Origin of the sequence: Paenibacillus sp. IHBB 10380, assembly GCF_000949425.1 — a bacterium.
Lineage (GTDB): Bacteria > Bacillota > Bacilli > Paenibacillales > Paenibacillaceae > Paenibacillus_AQ.
Window position 1 is genome coordinate 2,273,632 of sequence record NZ_CP010976.1, and the last position, 16,082, is coordinate 2,289,713.

Annotated in this window: 15 protein-coding genes; 2 read left to right on the forward strand and 13 right to left on the reverse strand. The window is 40.9% G+C overall.

Annotated elements, in window-relative coordinates; all coding sequences use genetic code 11:
* Nucleotides 1-6: 6 nt before the first annotated feature.
* The gene (zwf, locus tag UB51_RS09735; RefSeq protein ID WP_082063094.1) at nt 7-1,545 is read right to left on the reverse strand and encodes a glucose-6-phosphate dehydrogenase; all 1,539 of its coding nucleotides are present in this window, start codon (nt 1,543-1,545) and stop codon (nt 7-9) included.
* 257 nt (nt 1,546-1,802) lie between these two features.
* Here zwf and UB51_RS09740 point away from each other — a divergent pair, with 257 nt between their 5' ends.
* Complete coding sequence (locus UB51_RS09740; RefSeq protein WP_044877135.1) at nt 1,803-2,123, forward strand: winged helix-turn-helix transcriptional regulator; 321 nt, start codon at nt 1,803-1,805, stop codon at nt 2,121-2,123.
* An 82-nt stretch (nt 2,124-2,205) separates the two neighbouring features.
* Here UB51_RS09740 and UB51_RS09745 read toward each other — a convergent pair whose 3' ends face one another.
* From UB51_RS09745 to UB51_RS09785, 9 genes are all read right to left on the reverse strand, one after another.
* Entirely contained in the window at nt 2,206-3,171 is a 966-nt protein-coding gene (locus tag UB51_RS09745) for an ABC transporter ATP-binding protein (RefSeq protein WP_044877136.1), read from the reverse strand.
* Entirely contained in the window at nt 3,164-4,147 is a 984-nt protein-coding gene (locus UB51_RS09750) for an ABC transporter ATP-binding protein (RefSeq protein ID WP_044877137.1), read from the reverse strand. Before UB51_RS09750 ends, UB51_RS09745 begins: the two co-directional genes overlap by 8 nt.
* 14 nt (nt 4,148-4,161) lie before the next feature.
* Nucleotides 4,162-5,088 carry an oligopeptide ABC transporter permease gene (gene opp4C / locus UB51_RS09755; RefSeq protein ID WP_044877138.1) on the reverse strand — a complete coding sequence of 309 codons (927 nt, stop codon included), beginning with the start codon at nt 5,086-5,088 and terminating at the stop codon, nt 4,162-4,164.
* Between the two features lie 12 nt (nt 5,089-5,100).
* Entirely contained in the window at nt 5,101-6,057 is a 957-nt protein-coding gene (locus UB51_RS09760) for an ABC transporter permease (protein ID WP_044877139.1), read from the reverse strand.
* A gap of 54 nt (nt 6,058-6,111) precedes the next feature.
* Nucleotides 6,112-7,854: an ABC transporter substrate-binding protein gene (locus UB51_RS09765; protein ID WP_044877140.1), complete on the reverse strand. Its 1,743-nt coding sequence runs from the start codon at nt 7,852-7,854 to the stop codon at nt 6,112-6,114.
* Nucleotides 7,855-8,088: 234 nt separating this feature from the next.
* Nucleotides 8,089-9,003: an ArsR/SmtB family transcription factor gene (locus tag UB51_RS09770; RefSeq protein WP_044877141.1), complete on the reverse strand. Its 915-nt coding sequence runs from the start codon at nt 9,001-9,003 to the stop codon at nt 8,089-8,091.
* A 162-nt stretch (nt 9,004-9,165) separates the two neighbouring features.
* The gene (locus UB51_RS09775) at nt 9,166-10,008 is read right to left on the reverse strand and encodes an aldo/keto reductase (protein WP_044877142.1); all 843 of its coding nucleotides are present in this window, start codon (nt 10,006-10,008) and stop codon (nt 9,166-9,168) included.
* Nucleotides 10,009-10,139: 131 nt separating this feature from the next.
* Nucleotides 10,140-11,045, reverse strand: coding sequence for an alpha/beta hydrolase fold domain-containing protein (locus UB51_RS09780; RefSeq protein ID WP_044877143.1), 906 nt, complete (start codon nt 11,043-11,045; stop codon nt 10,140-10,142).
* Nucleotides 11,046-11,067: 22 nt separating this feature from the next.
* The gene (locus UB51_RS09785) at nt 11,068-11,631 is read right to left on the reverse strand and encodes a PadR family transcriptional regulator (protein WP_044877144.1); all 564 of its coding nucleotides are present in this window, start codon (nt 11,629-11,631) and stop codon (nt 11,068-11,070) included.
* Nucleotides 11,632-11,853: 222 nt separating this feature from the next.
* Here UB51_RS09785 and UB51_RS09790 point away from each other — a divergent pair, with 222 nt between their 5' ends.
* Nucleotides 11,854-12,708 carry a sulfurtransferase gene (locus tag UB51_RS09790; protein WP_044877145.1) on the forward strand — a complete coding sequence of 285 codons (855 nt, stop codon included), beginning with the start codon at nt 11,854-11,856 and terminating at the stop codon, nt 12,706-12,708.
* Between the two features lie 305 nt (nt 12,709-13,013).
* Here the strand turns inward: UB51_RS09790 and UB51_RS27085 are convergent, their stop codons facing one another.
* The 3 genes from UB51_RS27085 to UB51_RS09800 form a co-directional block, all read right to left on the reverse strand.
* Nucleotides 13,014-13,226, reverse strand: coding sequence for an S-layer homology domain-containing protein (locus UB51_RS27085; protein WP_324607778.1), 213 nt, complete (start codon nt 13,224-13,226; stop codon nt 13,014-13,016).
* Nucleotides 13,227-13,586: 360 nt separating this feature from the next.
* Nucleotides 13,587-15,194, reverse strand: a complete 1,608-nt coding sequence (locus UB51_RS09795) for a hypothetical protein (protein ID WP_044877146.1) — start codon at nt 15,192-15,194, stop codon at nt 13,587-13,589.
* Nucleotides 15,178-15,894, reverse strand: a complete 717-nt coding sequence (locus UB51_RS09800; RefSeq protein ID WP_044877147.1) for an ABC transporter ATP-binding protein — start codon at nt 15,892-15,894, stop codon at nt 15,178-15,180. Before UB51_RS09800 ends, UB51_RS09795 begins: the two co-directional genes overlap by 17 nt.
* Nucleotides 15,895-16,082 lie beyond the last annotated feature (188 nt).

A 16,082-nucleotide genomic window follows, 5' to 3' on the forward strand; every position in this document is an offset into this window, starting at 1 on the left:
TAATCGTTAGTTTACGGAAGTTACGATGGTTTCTTCTGGTACCTTATTGTTTTCTATACGTTCATTTGTTTCTATTAGGGCTTGATTATCTTCTACTCTCCACCATCGGTCTTCCCCGATAAGGATATTAGAAGCTTCTGGTCCGAAAGAACCTGCCGAGTATCCATGAAGTGGAAGACTATTCATCTCAACAGCATCCAGAATCGGTTGTACCCATTTCCAAGACATTTCAACTTCATCCCAATGTGCAAAGAAAGTAGAGTCTCCACGCATAGCATCATGAATTAAGTTCTCATAAGCCTCAGGCAAGTCTTTCGAAGATGAATAACAATTCACAAGCACAGGCTCGGTATTATTATCGCTAAAAGGATCTGTACTATTCAAATGTAGCGTTACCGCTTCGTTCGGTCCAATCTCAAGTACCAATAGATTAGGAATAGATTGCTCCTTATCTTGATTGAGATATTGATCTAGAGGTTCTTTGAATTCAATGACAATTCGTGTTGATTTTTCGTTCATTCTTTTGCCTGTACGAATATAAAAGGGAACTTCGTTCCAGAAAGAATCATCAATCCATAAGCGAGCAGCGATGAACGTATCATTCGTCGAGGTTTCATCAACTCCAAGCTCGTCGGTATAACCTACAACTGGCTTGCCTTGAATTTCACCTGCTGTATACTGACCGCGAACAACATCATGAATAATATCCTCTGGTTGTAAAGGACGAAGTGATTGCATAATTTGTCTCTTTTTACTTTGCACCTCTTCAGGTGTACTATGCTTGGGAAGTTGAATGGCTGTCATCATCAAGAGTTGCAGAAGGTGATTCTGAAACATATCACGAAGCGCACCCGACTTATCATAATACCCTGCACGTTCTTCTACTCCTACGGTTTCGCTGGCTGTAATTTGCACATTGGCGATATAACGATTACTCCATAAGGCTTCTAGAACCGGATTGGAATATTCGAGAACTTCGAGATTCTGCACCATATGTTTGCCCAAATAATGATCTATACGATAAATTTCATTCTCTTCAAACGTTTTACTCAATGTATCGTTCAATTCACGCGCTGTCTTCAAATCACGCCCAAATGGCTTCTCGATAATGAGACGTTTCCAACCTTGGGTTGAGCCTAAGCCGCTTTCTTTAATGTTAGTAGCTATAATTTCAAAAAATTCAGGACCGACGGATAAGTAGAACATCCGATTCTGAGGAATACTTAATTCCTCTTCTCTTCGTTCGACATGCTGAAAGAGCTTCTTATAATCTTCTTTACGACTCACGTCTAATACGCTATATTGAAAAGCACTGAGGAATACATTTAAAGTGACAGTATCGACAGGCGCACGTCTAGAAAAATTCTTTAAAGATTCCCGAACTTGATTCTGAAATACTTCATTAGACAACTCTCGTCTTCCCAAGCCAATAACTGAAAATGCTCCAGGCAGCTTCTGATCCAAGAACAAATTGAATAAAGCAGGATAAATCTTTCTTTTGGCTAAATCACCTGTCGCTCCAAACAACACAAAAGTAGACTCCACTTCCATTCCTCCTCTGGTAAAACTCTCTATATATTCAGGTTACTTATAGTTACCCTTTAAGTTTATAATCCCAATATTACAGCTATGAATTTTATTCGTCAACTTATTTTGTCGAAAATGTGAATGAGAACTATCCTGTATTTATAAGGATTAACTATGTTATAGTAATATTAAGTTCAATATTAACTACTTCAAACACAAAATTAATGATTATCTGACACGGGAATTAATCGTAACCTTAAGGGAGAGGCGGAATGATGATACAACATAAAGAATTAATGCCTTTATGCGAAAGGGTAGAATGTGTACATCGATTAATCGGCAAGAAATGGGTAAATCTAATTATTCATACCTTAATGGAGGAACCCAAGAGATTTAGTGAAATTCACGCTTTTATTCCTGATTTAAGCAAACGAATGCTTATTGAGCGTACGAAAGAGCTTGAGGAATGTGGAATCATTATTCGAAATGTCATTACTGAACGCCCCATCCGAACGGAGTATTCTTTGACGAGAAAAGGGATGGAACTCGGCAGAGCCTTGAATGCTGTTGAGCACTGGGCTATAAAGTGGCTATAATATTGACTAGCTATACGTACAAATAGACCACCCAACATGGGGTGGTCTATTTGTTTGAGCGAGAAATATAAACTCACTTCTACTACACTAAATGACAAGCTACATGATGTTGATTGCCTACTTCGCGGAACTCTGGAATCTGCTGCTTACAAATGTCCACTGCATATGGACACCGAGTATGGAATTTACAGCCAGATGGTGGATTAGCAGGACTGGGAATATCCCCCTTTAGAACCATTCGCTCTCTCTTTAACTTCGGAATTGGGATGGGTACAGCAGATAAAAGAGCCTTGGTATAGGGATGAAGTGGATTTCGAAACAGCTCATCCCTGGATGCCGTCTCCACCATAGAACCTAGATACATCACACCAATCCTGGAGCACAAATGCTCTACAACACTTAAATCATGAGAAATGAATAAATAGGTTAACTTTCGCGTTTCTTGTAACTTACTAAATAAGTTAATGATTTGTGCTTGAATAGATACATCTAGTGCAGATACAGGTTCATCAGCAATAATGAGTGCTGGATTAAGAACAAGCGCACGAGCTATGCCAATCCGCTGACGTTGTCCTCCCGAGAATTCATGTGGGAATCGATCGATATGATAAGAGGACAAGCCACAAGAGGCAAGAACATCTAATACCTGATCACGCACTTCTCCTTTTGATGTGAATCCGTGGTCCAATAAGGCTTCACCGATAGCATCACCGACACGAACTCTGGGGTTAAGTGAGCTATAAGGATCTTGGAAAATCAATTGCATTTGGGGTCTGATCGCACGTAGCTCAGAGGGACTTAGACTATGTATATCTAACCCCTTAAACTTAATTTCTCCATCCGTTTTGTCGGTAAGACGTAAAATGGTACGCCCTACTGTACTTTTGCCACTTCCAGATTCACCAACCAAACCAAAAGTTTCACCAGCTTGAAGCGTAATACTGATATCATCTACTGCTTTAACATGACCAACAGTACGGTTGAACAATCCTTTGGTGATCGGGAAGTATTTCTTTAAATGGTTGACTTCAAGTAAAGCTTCAGGCATGAATAACCGCCTCCTCATAGAGCCAGCAAGCCACTTTTTGCTGATTGCCTACTTCTTGTAACTTCGGCTGTTTCGTCTGACAAATCGACATACAGTGCTCACAGCGATCATGGAAATAGCAAGATTCTTGTAAATCAAGCGGGTTCGGCACCTGCCCGGGGATAGAATATAACTCTTCTAATCGTTGATTAATGATAGGTTTAGATTTCAGAAGCCCCTTAGTATAGGGATGCTTGGGTCGTTCGAATAACTCTACAACCTCACCCTCTTCTACGATTTTTCCAGAATACATGACGATCACGTAATCAGCCATTTCAGCAACGACACCCAGATCATGTGTAATGAGAAGAATAGACATATCGGAGTTTGCTTTAAAATCACGCAGCATATCGAGAATCTGAGCTTGTATCGTCACATCAAGCGCTGTGGTTGGTTCATCTGCGATCAATAGCTTAGGATTACAGGAAATCGAGATGGCGATCATAATCCGTTGCAACATCCCTCCGCTGAGTTCATGGGGATAAGCTTCAGCAATTTGCTCTGCTCGGGAAATTCCCACCTGTTCTATTAATTCAATCGCCCGAGCACGCGCCGCCTTCTTATTCATCTTCAGATGGATAATCAGTGGCTCCATGATCTGCTCACCAATCTTCATAACTGGATTAAGCGAAGACATAGGTTCTTGAAAAATCATAGCGATCTCATTCCCACGAATACTTCGCAGACTATTTTTATCCTGCTGGAGCAGATCTTCTCCACCGAAATCTATTTTTCCAGCGACAACCTTACCCCCTGGCTCCTCTACCAGTCCCATAATAGACATTGCGGTTACGCTTTTACCGCAACCTGATTCACCTACAATACATACTGTCTCTCCAGCGTGCACACGAAAGCTCACATCATCAACCGCTTTAACAGCACCTTCTTCAGTATAAAAATACGTACTGAGGTGATCGATATGAATTAATGGGTCCATGAGATGTATATCACCTACCTCTTCTGTTTAGGATCGAGTACGTCTCGAAGACCATCTCCGAATATGTTAATGGCAATAACCGTGGCAAATATCGAAAAACCTGGTGGTATCCACAGCCATGGACGTTCTTGGAAATCAATCATATTGTTTGCGGCATCAATCATATTTCCCCATGTTGGCGTGGGAGGCATAACGCCAAGACCGAAAAAGCTAAGGACCGATTCACTAAGAATTGCCCCCCCTATATTGAGGGTCGCAATAACGATTAATAACGGTACGATATTCGGTAGCAAATGATTGAACAGCTTACGACGGTCACGTAAACCAAGCACGATGGCAGCTTGCATAAATTCACGTTCACGAAGACTAAGCATCTGCCCCCTTACCATCCGTGCTAGACCGGGCCAACCCACGAAACTTAGCATCAGCATAACGATGTACATACGATAATCCGTTGGGATTTTCCATTCTGATAATAATGCACCGAATATGAACAGTAGCGGCAGGCTCGGAATGGTCAACAATAGGTCTGCTATCCGCATAATAATCTGATCCACAATCCCCCGATAATATCCAGCTATAGCCCCAAGCAAAGAACCGATAAATACCGAGAGCATCATAGATGCTAGACCTACAGTTAGAGATATTCGCCCAGCCTGTAACACACGTGTCAACACATCTCGCCCTAATGCATCTGTGCCAAGCCAATGTTTCAAATGAGGGGCTTTATTCATCATAGCCATATTGATTTTGTTATCTGTGTAAGGTGAGAATATCGGACCTATGAAACAAGCCACGAACATCATAATCACGACGACAAAACCAGATACAGCCAGCTTATTCTTGAGTAACTTTCGTATCGATTGTCTGAACAATGAAGATTTCATGGATGAAGCTTTTGTCAGTTGGGATTTCATCATTTTATTATCGGTAGTTATCATAGCTACTCCTCCTCACTGTAATCGGACACGCGGATCGGCTACATGGTACAGAATGTCCGATAATAGCGTTCCGAGGACGGTCAGAATAGCAATAAACATCGTGAATCCCATCAGCAATGGGTAGTCCCTTAATGCAAATGATTGCATATAGAGCTGTCCAATTCCTGGCCAATTAAATATTTTCTCTATAATAAGCGATCCTCCAAAGAGTGCTGGAAGCTCGAATCCAACCAGTGTAATAGCCGGCAGAAGCGCATTACGTAGCGCATGAGTGAATAGCACCTTGCTTTCCTTAAGCCCTTTCGCCCGAGCTGTACGTATATAATCTTGTTTAATGACATCGATCATGTTACTGCGGAAGTACCGAGTCAATGAACCTACGCCGAGCAGTGTCATGACAACAACTGGAAGTGTCATATGGTGAATGACTTCCTTCAGATAAGCTATACCTGTGGCGTTACTCCCGGTAGTAAGTATGCCGCCTGGAGGTAGCCATTTCAGATCAACTGCTAATATTTTAATGAGAAATAAACCAATAAAGAAAGATGGGATAGACATCGCAGCGAAGATGGCCACCATAACCAATGTATCGAACCAAGAGTATTGCTTATAGGCAGAAATAACGCCCACAACAACGGCAATGACCCAAGTTAGAAAAGTGGATACCGCAGCTAACAAAAATGAATTCCAAATATATTCGTTAAATAGCTGAAGAACCGGTTTTTGCTGTGCCAGCGAAAATCCAAAATCACCATGAAAGGCATTAGACATCCATAGTCCATATCGCTCTAACAGAGGTTTATTCAACCCATAAATTTCTCTCAGCTCTGCTTTACGTTCAGGTGTTAACTTAATATTTCCACTAATGAAGTCACCTGGTGTCATGGCATAAAGACAAAATATGAGTAAAGAAGCAGCAAACAAAATAACGAACATATACATCAATCTTTTCGATAAATAAGTGCTCATGATCGACTCCTTATGATGGTATCCCCTGCCATAAAGACAAGGGATACCTATTTTCTACTTTAGAGACCATTTGGGTAGGCTGCCCGCAAGTCCAATGAAGGGACTTACAGTGACATTCTCAATCCGGCCATTGTATGCATACACGGTTTTCTTATAATTTGTAAAAATAACCGGTAGCTCATCATTTAGGAGTTGGTATATTTCTTTGTACACTTTTTTACGGTCCTCGATATCTGTCGTAGCCAATCCTTTGTCATATAACTCTTTGAATTTAGGGTTGTTATAGCCTTTAATTTCTCCGTCAATGAATTGAAGGAGACCATCCGATGGATCAGTAAGCATTGGAGTAGAGAATGATACGAGGTCGTAGTCCCCACCTTCAACTTTGGATACTAGAGAGTTAAAGTCTGCGAATACTTCGGGTTCAAACTTTATGCCTATCGCTTCGAAATTCTCCTTCGCTACAGCGATAAATATATCCGTATTCTTACTCTTGGAACCTAGGAAGTGAATGGATAAAGGTGTACCATTCTTCTCACGAATGCCTCCTGCTCCAACGACCCAACCTGCTCCATCAAGCAGCTCCTTTGCTTTCTCAGGATCATAGTTGTATGGATTAATGCCTTCTTCCGTGTAGGACCAAGATATCGGGGAAGCCGGAATATTCGCAATGGAACCTGCACCTTGGTTAGCGTCCACAAAAATACTTTGGCGATCAAGACCATATGTAATAGCCTGCCTAACCGCTTTATCCTTAAGCTGTTCATGTTCTAAGTTTGCTTGTAAATACCCGTATGAGCTTGGTGTATATGGAATAACATTGACAAATCCTAGTCCCTTTAACTTGTCGATATTTTCTTGGGTGGCACTGAATGAGGCATAATCAACTTCCCCAGTCTCAACGAACTGCCAAACGTCACCCTCCGTCGTTTTATATATGAAGTGTTCAGTTGCGGGCTTTCCTTTGTAATAATATTCATTAGCTACGAACCGAACCTCTTGACCTGGAATAAACTTCTCTAGCTTATAAGGACCGTTACCTACAGGCTTCTCGTGAAGCTTCTTGATGTAATCTAACTGACCGAATTGATAATCCTTACCATAATAAGCTTTAGACAACACATTTGAACCAAGCGTCACTAAGGCCGTGGCATTGGGCTTCTCTAACGTAACCGAAAGGGTCTGTGGGTCTATAATTTTAATGCCTTCAATTGTTGTAGCTTTGCCCTCTTTATAGTCTGCTCCGCCTGCAACATGTAAAGTGAGCACCTGAGAATCTCCGTCATACGCCTTATCGTGTAGAATCGTCCAAGTAAAAGCTACATCATCTGCCGTTAGTGGAGATCCATCACTGAATTTCAAGTCACTTCTGAGGTGGAAAGTATAGGTGAGTGCATCCTCTGATACATCCCAACTCTCTGCAAGATCAGGAACGGGAAGACCCTTATCGTCCACATTAACAAGAGATGCATAGAGTAAGGAGGATACATTTCCGTCATACCCACTTTGTTGAAAATAAGGCGTGAATGCGCCACTGGGGTCCGTTAGTCCAACAATAATGGTATCGGTACGTTTTTGTGCTACAGCAGGAAGTTTCGATAAGTCTGTCGCTGTGAAAGGTTCGGTCAGCCCTCCAGTAGAAGTTGCAGGCGTATCCGTACTATTATTAACCGCTGTTGTCGTTGCTGACTTATTGTTGCTTGTAGAGTTGCTACTGCTATCTTTATTCGAACAAGCAGTCACCAACATTGAACTAACAATAAACAACGACGTTAATAAATAAATTCCTTTTTTCATGGTTTCATCCCCGTATCCCTCTAATTTTTGGAACTATTTCTTTAAACTATAATTCCGATCAGTTAAGTGTGAATAACGACCGATAAGGTATATTATAGAAAGCAAATGAAGTTCTGTAAAGGGAGAACTTGTAATTATTTCTCTACACAGAGAAATATATGATATTTAACCGAAAAAAGAGCCCTATTCACTCCTATAGAGTGCGCATGGCTCAATGTTTACTATAATTTATTGTTAGGTCTGTAAATAATCAAAAATCTGGTTATTCATATGACGTATACCTTCCAGTCGTAGACTGTAATCCGTTACATTCTCCCCTTCGATATACGCATGGAGTAAACCCGAACAACGAAGATTAAAAATATGATCATGAACAATGCCTTTAGATATCCCCGCATTTTTCACAATTTCGGTAAAGGTTTTGCGCTCACCATGAAGTGATTGCAATATCTTCAACCTACTCTTTTCCCCTAAACTTCGGATCGCTCGATACATATAGGGGGAAATATCATTCTCATCCCCAAGTGATATTCTGGATGCATAATGACATAATGTTAATTTCCCATAAAAGTACACGATATTCGCAGGTTGAAAATGATACTGGGGTACTAACACCAGTGTCTCTAATCCTTCTACAGGGACAAAATAGAAACCATTTGTTGTTGTATTCACAAACTCCGACAAATTATTTGGACTTTGTGCTAATTCAATCTTTTTATCATTGGCGTGCTTGTGTAGTGCATCCATCATGGTAGGTTTACATCGACTGAAATACTGAAGATTCCATTCGGATAGAAGAAAAATGATTCGGTTACGATAATCATTCATATGACTCGGAAACGTCTTCACATAATCAGAAAGAGATTCATAGATCTCACCTACTGAGAGTCCCTCAATCCATTTTAGAACACTTTCTATACTCTCTTTGTGTGGACACAAATGAATAAGCAAGTATATCATTTTCCAATCGTTATTTAATTCCGTTTCCTCCAGCTGAGAGGAAAGTTTAGCACTCAACTGACTCTCCGTTTCCTTTGCCCATGCTGAGCCTAAGTCAATTTTTTTATAAGATTTTTTACAAATAAACGTATGTAGGCTGTTCATCAACTCGTGAATAGGATTAAATTGTACCTCCACATGGTATGTCATAGTACACCTCCTGATGTAATCTTTAATATAGTCCGTTACAGCGTTAGTGTCTTAATATTATGGTATACAATAGGAAGTGTGCAAGTTCTTCCGTAACAAAAAGACAGGCCGCTTCATCAGCGTCAGCCTGTCTTTCTTCACTTTGTTAATGACTTTCTGTAGTTAGAAATTAAAATTATCAGGGTCTGAACCCACCCGTGTATTATCATTCAATGCATCAATTCGTTTCATATCTTCCGGTGAAAGCTCGAAATCAAAAATATTTGCGTTCTCAATGATTCGCTCTTCTTTAACGGATTTCGGAATCGTTATGAATCCATTCTGTATGTCCCAACGAAGAATAACCTGAGCAACAGATCTACCCTGTTTGTTGGCAATCTCCATAAGCACAGGATGATCTAGCAATTTACCCTGCATGAGTGGAGACCAAGCTTCTAGCTGGATACCCTTTTCTTTGCAAAAAGAACGTAACTCAAGCTGAGCTAGACGAGGATGATATTCAACCTGATTCACCATAGGTACAATGACAGCTTCTTGTAATAGGTCCTCTAGATGGTGGACATGGAAGTTACTAACGCCAATCGCACGTACACGTTTGTCATTATATAATTTCTCAATGGCTCTCCATGTATCTTTGTACTTTGCTTTAACAGGCCAATGAATAAGATATAAGTCAAGATATTCTAAGCCCAATTTATTCAACGTGAGATCAAAAGCAGCCAGTGTGGATTCATAACCTTGATCACCATTCCATACTTTAGAGGTAACAAAAATGTCTTCGCGCGTTAGACCCGCCTCTTGAATTCCTTCAAGAATACCTTGACCTACGCCTTCTTCATTTTTGTAGATCGCAGCCGTATCTATGCTACGATATCCATGTTTAATGGCATTCTTGACTGCATGTACAACTTCAGTACCATCCTCAACTTTAAATACACCTAATCCAAACCAAGGCATCTTCACTCCATTGTGAAGCGTGGTAGTATCCTGTAAGCTTTTTACCATTATATAAGTCCTCCAATTCAAAAGTATATATATATTATTACACATAAATCTCGAATAAGACTCATTATTCGAATTATTTATTATATTAAAGCAACCCCTATCTATTCATCATGAAATGATCCATTAAGTTCTTATACTTTCATACCCTTTATTATTTGAATCATTTGTCCTGTTGCTTTCTTTGATTCAGGAAATGAAAACAACGGCCAAACATGTAACATGGAGGGATATTCATAATAGTTTATATTAATCCCTTGTTCATCTGCCATAGCTTTAAATTTTCTAGCATCAGGATTTGTTATGTCATGTGTTCCTGTGAATAGACTTATGTTACCAAGCCCATCAAAACTCCCATATATGGGGCTGACCAGATAGTGTTTTGATCCATTGCCTCCTCCATACCACTTGCCAATATCAAAGAGCGCAGGTACCGCTGCTATGGGATCATATTTTTCTACTGCCTGTATTTCAGGATTGCTAAACGATAAATCTAACGCCGGCGATATGAGAATGATATTCCCTGGCTGCGATAAATTCTTTTCTTTTAAAAGCTGTGCTAAAGCAAAACTTATTCCTCCTCCTGCTGAGTCTCCCATAAATACCACATCTTCAGGTTTTACTTCTGAGATCATTTGTTGATAAATAGGCACCATCATGTCAAAAACGTCTTGATATTGATATTTCGGTGCTAGGGGATAAATAGGTACCGTTATTGTACATTGCAAAGCATCTACTAATCTGCTAAGAAAATCCCAATGAAGGCTCATAATCGTATAAACATAACCTCCTCCGTGAAGATAAAGAATGTGTTTATTACCTATACCATCTAAGGGTTTTATTACATAATAGTAATGACCATTCACTTCATTTTCACTAATATTAAATCTTTTTTTCATTTGTTTCGGAGGTTCACAACTGTCTGACAATTGCTTTTTCTCTATCCTCTTTCTTAAGTCATCACCCGTTAATTTCCACATCTTATTTAGTCTGATCATTCGCAATAAAACTTTGACAAACTTGCTTTGAAAGCTTTCCATAGGTCACCTTGTTCCTAATATGTTATTTAGTCTCCGTGCGTAAAACGATTCGTTCACGGAGACGCTGTGCCCAAGCGACTTCGAGCTGCATTTGCTCTATACGGACATTCATGAGGTCATGTGTTGTCTCATAGAATTGCATGCCGGGTATTCCTTTAGCTGGTTCGGGATTATTTTCAAAATTGTTTACCTGATTAAGAAGTTTCCGAATGGATGTGTGGCAGTACTCCAGATAATGGTTTACCAAGTAGAGTTGGTCTTCTGGACGTAAAAACTCTAGATGCGCAGACTTGATGTGGAAAATCTTCTGATACGTACCGGGATTAGAAATCGTATCCATCATAAGCTGAAAGAAGCGCTCACGTCCTTTAGCTGTGATTGCGAAAGTACGAGAAGGACGATCTGTTGGGAAAGGAACATTAACTGGATCAGCATCTGTAATAAGCCCTGTTTTTTCTAACTTGGTCAACAGAGTTGAAAGAGTTCCTCTACTAATATTCTCCCAAGGGCTAATGATCTTGGCAATCAGATATGCATGTAACGGGAAATGCATCAAAAGAGATAGAACAAAAAGTTCATACATCATAATCATTCCTCCCTAGAAAAGGATCTTCTAGCATATTAGTTTTAATAAAACGGTTTTATAAAAACTATATATAATAACGATTCTAACGTCAAGTTTTGTCGTATCAGTGACCTTTGAAGGGATTCCCGTGCTAACGCTCGTTCTAGTGAATCAATATACCGAACCATGTGATACTCATGTATAATATTATCCATAATAGAATGTATAAAGGAGCAACATATAATGACTTCAATAATCTCGAAACAGTGGTTACTTGCTCGCTTGTACGAACCAGATCTTGTCATTGTAGATTGTAGATTTATGATGGGACAGCCTGATGCAGGAAGCACGGCATATGAAGAAGAGCATATCCCAGGTGCTGTTTATATGGACTTGGAAAAGGATCTATCAGCACAAGTAACAGAACACGGAGGTAGACACCCCCTACCTGATCCAGATCGCTTAGTGAAGCGTCTCGAACAATTAGGAATATCCAATGAAGTACGCATCGTTGCCTATGATGATCAAGGCGGCGCCATGGCTTCAAGATTATGGTGGCTAATGAGATATCTAGGTCATGCTGATATATATATCTTGAACGAAGGATTCTCAGACTGGAAAAATTCAGGTTACCCTGTCAAGACAGATCAGCCTATTCGTATACCTCAATCCTACATTCCTGAAATAAAATCTGACATGTTAATAGATGTTGAAGGTGTGCGACAATCATCTATTCAACGTAACTCTATTCTATTAGATTCCAGAGAACCTGCACGCTATCTTGGACTAGAGGAACCTATTGATTCCGTTGCTGGCCACATTCCAGGAGCCATAAATAAGTTCTGGAAAGAGCTCAAAGACGAACAAGGCCTTTGGAAAAAAGGTGCTCTACTAAACCAACATTTCGAAGACATTCCTCGTGACCAAGAAATCATAGTCTACTGTGGCTCAGGCGTAACCGCCTGCCCGAACATCCTTGGGCTCTATGAAGCGGGTTACAACCAAGTGAAGCTGTATGGGGGAAGTTGGAGTGATTGGATTAGTTATGAGGGGAATGCGGTGGCTATAGGTAATGAGGAAGCGCCCAAAGACGTATAGCAGTGTATCGATGTTGAATACATCGCCATGTGGCTTATCTGCCCCGGCGATGTGTTTTTCTATGTTCGGAGTCAACATCGAGTCAACAACACAACCCTGTAAGTACTTACCGAGCTGGTTGAACCAGCCCAAATAGCAATCATCTCCGTGTATACAAAAGAAGGTCGGGTAAGCCCACCTGCAAGGTGTGCCCCCGGCCCCCATGATAATTAAGTCAACAACGATATCCATCTGGCATTTGATTCAACGGTAGATCAACCGAATGTCTAACGCAATGAATCCCAATCTCCTATAGACGCAATATTTCAATCTATCCATCCAGCCACTTGCAGCAACCTGATGAATACGACTGCTACCTGTGCTCGTGTCGTTGCACCTTTCGGATCGAACGTATCCGCACCTGTCCCTGTCATGATTTTAAGCTTGATCATTAGGCGAACGTTCTCCAAAAAGGCTGCGTCTATTTTGGAGTTAATTTGTCTAGCAGTCGAGGAGACTGACAGCTGGAGTGATTGGATTAGTTATGAGGAGAATCCAGTGGCGACGGGGAAAGAGTAAGGGTTACAAGATCTCGTCAACGGTCGATTGGCATGTAATCCACTTGGCTATGTGTAGAGATTAGAACCCCATAGGAAGGGGTCTACTCTCTATTTCCTGTTGTATTTTTCTATTATTGGGTTTATGATTTGATCTTTTTCAGTGTAGATACATTGAGATGATGCGTTTATGGAATGTGACTAGATAATTATTGTTAACTATTATGAATTTTTCATATGATGAAATTTTATAAACATTTCAAACATCCCCAGCCAGAATTATGGATTCAACCGTTATCAGTTCAAGATGTTCCCTATCTAATTCACTCTTTATTTCACTCTTTATTTCACTCGGAATGTACGGCTTCCGTATTTTCGAACGAGAATAAGCGAAATGAGTAAGTAAACCAGCGTAAGAGTAACCACAATGGCAGTAAAAATATCTGCTGGCGCTCGTACGATAATGCTAATACCGCTTGCGAACGATACTAACATGGTTATAACATAATACAGCGGATTCTTCAGATTCAATTCGGTAGCATAAGGCTGAAAGATATAATACATAAATAGATGATGAATGGAAAAAAATACGGACAACGAGAGTATGCACACCCACATCATGAGTAGCTCTTTGCTTAACCATTCTCCGCTCGCAGCTAACATAATAGCTGTTAATGCCGTAGCTAGAGTTGTTGCAATCCTTAGATTGAGGAGCATTATTTTAATAAGTCGAATCCGAAAGTGCTCGAAAGATGCAGCTCGATAGAAGCTATACCGCAACAAACTGAGATCACAGTTATAGAACATAGCTCTGCACATCTTTTCTCCCACGGACAAGAAATACATAGCCGTAACTAGGAAGGGAAAAATAACTCCCAGATTCGGTACTAGGAATTCTTCTCTCTGTGATAGCATCATAACGACTGCCATTCCCACCGCACCAAATGCGCCTATAATGGCCATTCTCATGTATACCGGCTTGTTAATAAAACTGCGATGCCTGGAGAAGAACAGAACGTTCAGATATCCGTAACCTTCCTTTGTTCCGATATTTTCCTGATGCTTCCCATTCAAGGTATAGTCGCTTTCTTTCGATTTCACACTCGTTTTCTGCGCCTCCGACATCATACGCCCTAGATCCAACAGGGGATCATCCCTCTTGGTTGCGGCATCGACGGCCCCCCTGTAATCGGAATAACGGGCAAGTCGAACAGCGGCGAAGATACCGCCAACCACGAGAACAAGATAGACAGGCAGGCTTAGCAGAAGCGTCGAGGTTACCGGTACCAGGTCGAACAGTAGCGGTAGATAAGCGGCTGCATAGCCAAGCCCGATGACGATCCAGACTATCACGTTATTTTTTATCAAGACCATGCCCGTTTTGTCAAAGAGCTTAAGATGCATATACTCCATTAGAGTCCTCCACAAGGTAACAGACGCCACCAAGAAGATAGTCTCTGTGATGGAGGCTCCTAGCAATGAGGCGAATAGAAGCATCGCAGGCAATAAATAGACCATGAACGTAACATAACGGTAACCAAGAGTAGCCTTCATATATCTTGTAGGAGACTGTCTCATTAGCTTCACAGCTACGTACTTTTCCCGTTTCGGCTCCAATATGGTGGCGCTACTGACACCTGCGATCACAAAGCTGATTAGAAAATAAATATGTACAAAATGCTGAAGCTGATCTTCCGCAGAGAGCTCTTTACCTAACCCGACTACAGGCAAGTAGATAAGCAGACCCACATAAGCTAGCCTAATTACAAATCCCCATAGTAAACTTATAAGAAATACGATAACGGAAACGGCCTTTTTCAAGTTTAAATTGGAGTAAATACTATCCGTTACATGCTTGCCAATCAACGGTAGCTTCTGGATGTAATAAATGAAAAGATTCGCTGCAATGGATGTCCGCATGGCAAGAAGCGTATTAAGAGTTCTCAGCATGGCTCTCATCCTTCAGCAAGTTAATAATGTTTTGTTCAAATTCCACGCTATGCAACAGCTCTGTCGGTACAGCAGCCAACCGTCCGTTGTTCAACACGACCAACTCATCGCATAGATCGGAGGCCAATTGCAGTATGTGCGTGGAGAACACCAGAATATGATTCTGTTTCATCTCCCGCAACATCTCCTTCATCTCTAGCGCTACGATGATATCAAAAGAGGTAAGCGGCTCATCGAGTAAAATCACGAGCGGTTTCGTAATGAGGAACAATAGCATCTGTAGCTTGTTCTTCATCCCGTGAGAGTAACCCTTAATGAGCCGGTGCCTATCCTCCTCTGACATACTCATCATGTCAAAATAATCGTCTATGCTTTGATCCATTCGCAGCTTATCACGGTTAATATCCATAAAAAACTTTACGAATTCATAGCCAGTCAGGAACTCAGGCAGAATCGGCAGTGAATAGACATACCCAATATCCTGCTCGCTCAACTCCCGAACATGTCCATTCTCCTCCAATAACGCTTTCCCTCCGTCCATGGCCATCTCTCCGCTCAAGCAGTTGAACAACGTCGTTTTGCCTGCGCCGTTCCGGCCCAGCAGACCGTAAATTTTTCCTTTCTCAAAGGTATATCCAGCTCCCTTGAGTACCTTTTTTCCGTCAAATTCTTTGACAATATCTTCTATGATCAGACGCAATCACAAATTCCCCCATTCGACTAAAAATGCCATTTGATTTTTACTTCTATACGTAATAGGTGACAGTATAGTTTCATTAACACATAGACTGAACAACGGAAATAGAGAGGTAGAATTGCCAAATGGACTGTGGATATACAGAAAGATGCCCCCCTTTTCTAGAAAAGGGGCAATGCATTCAGAAGCGT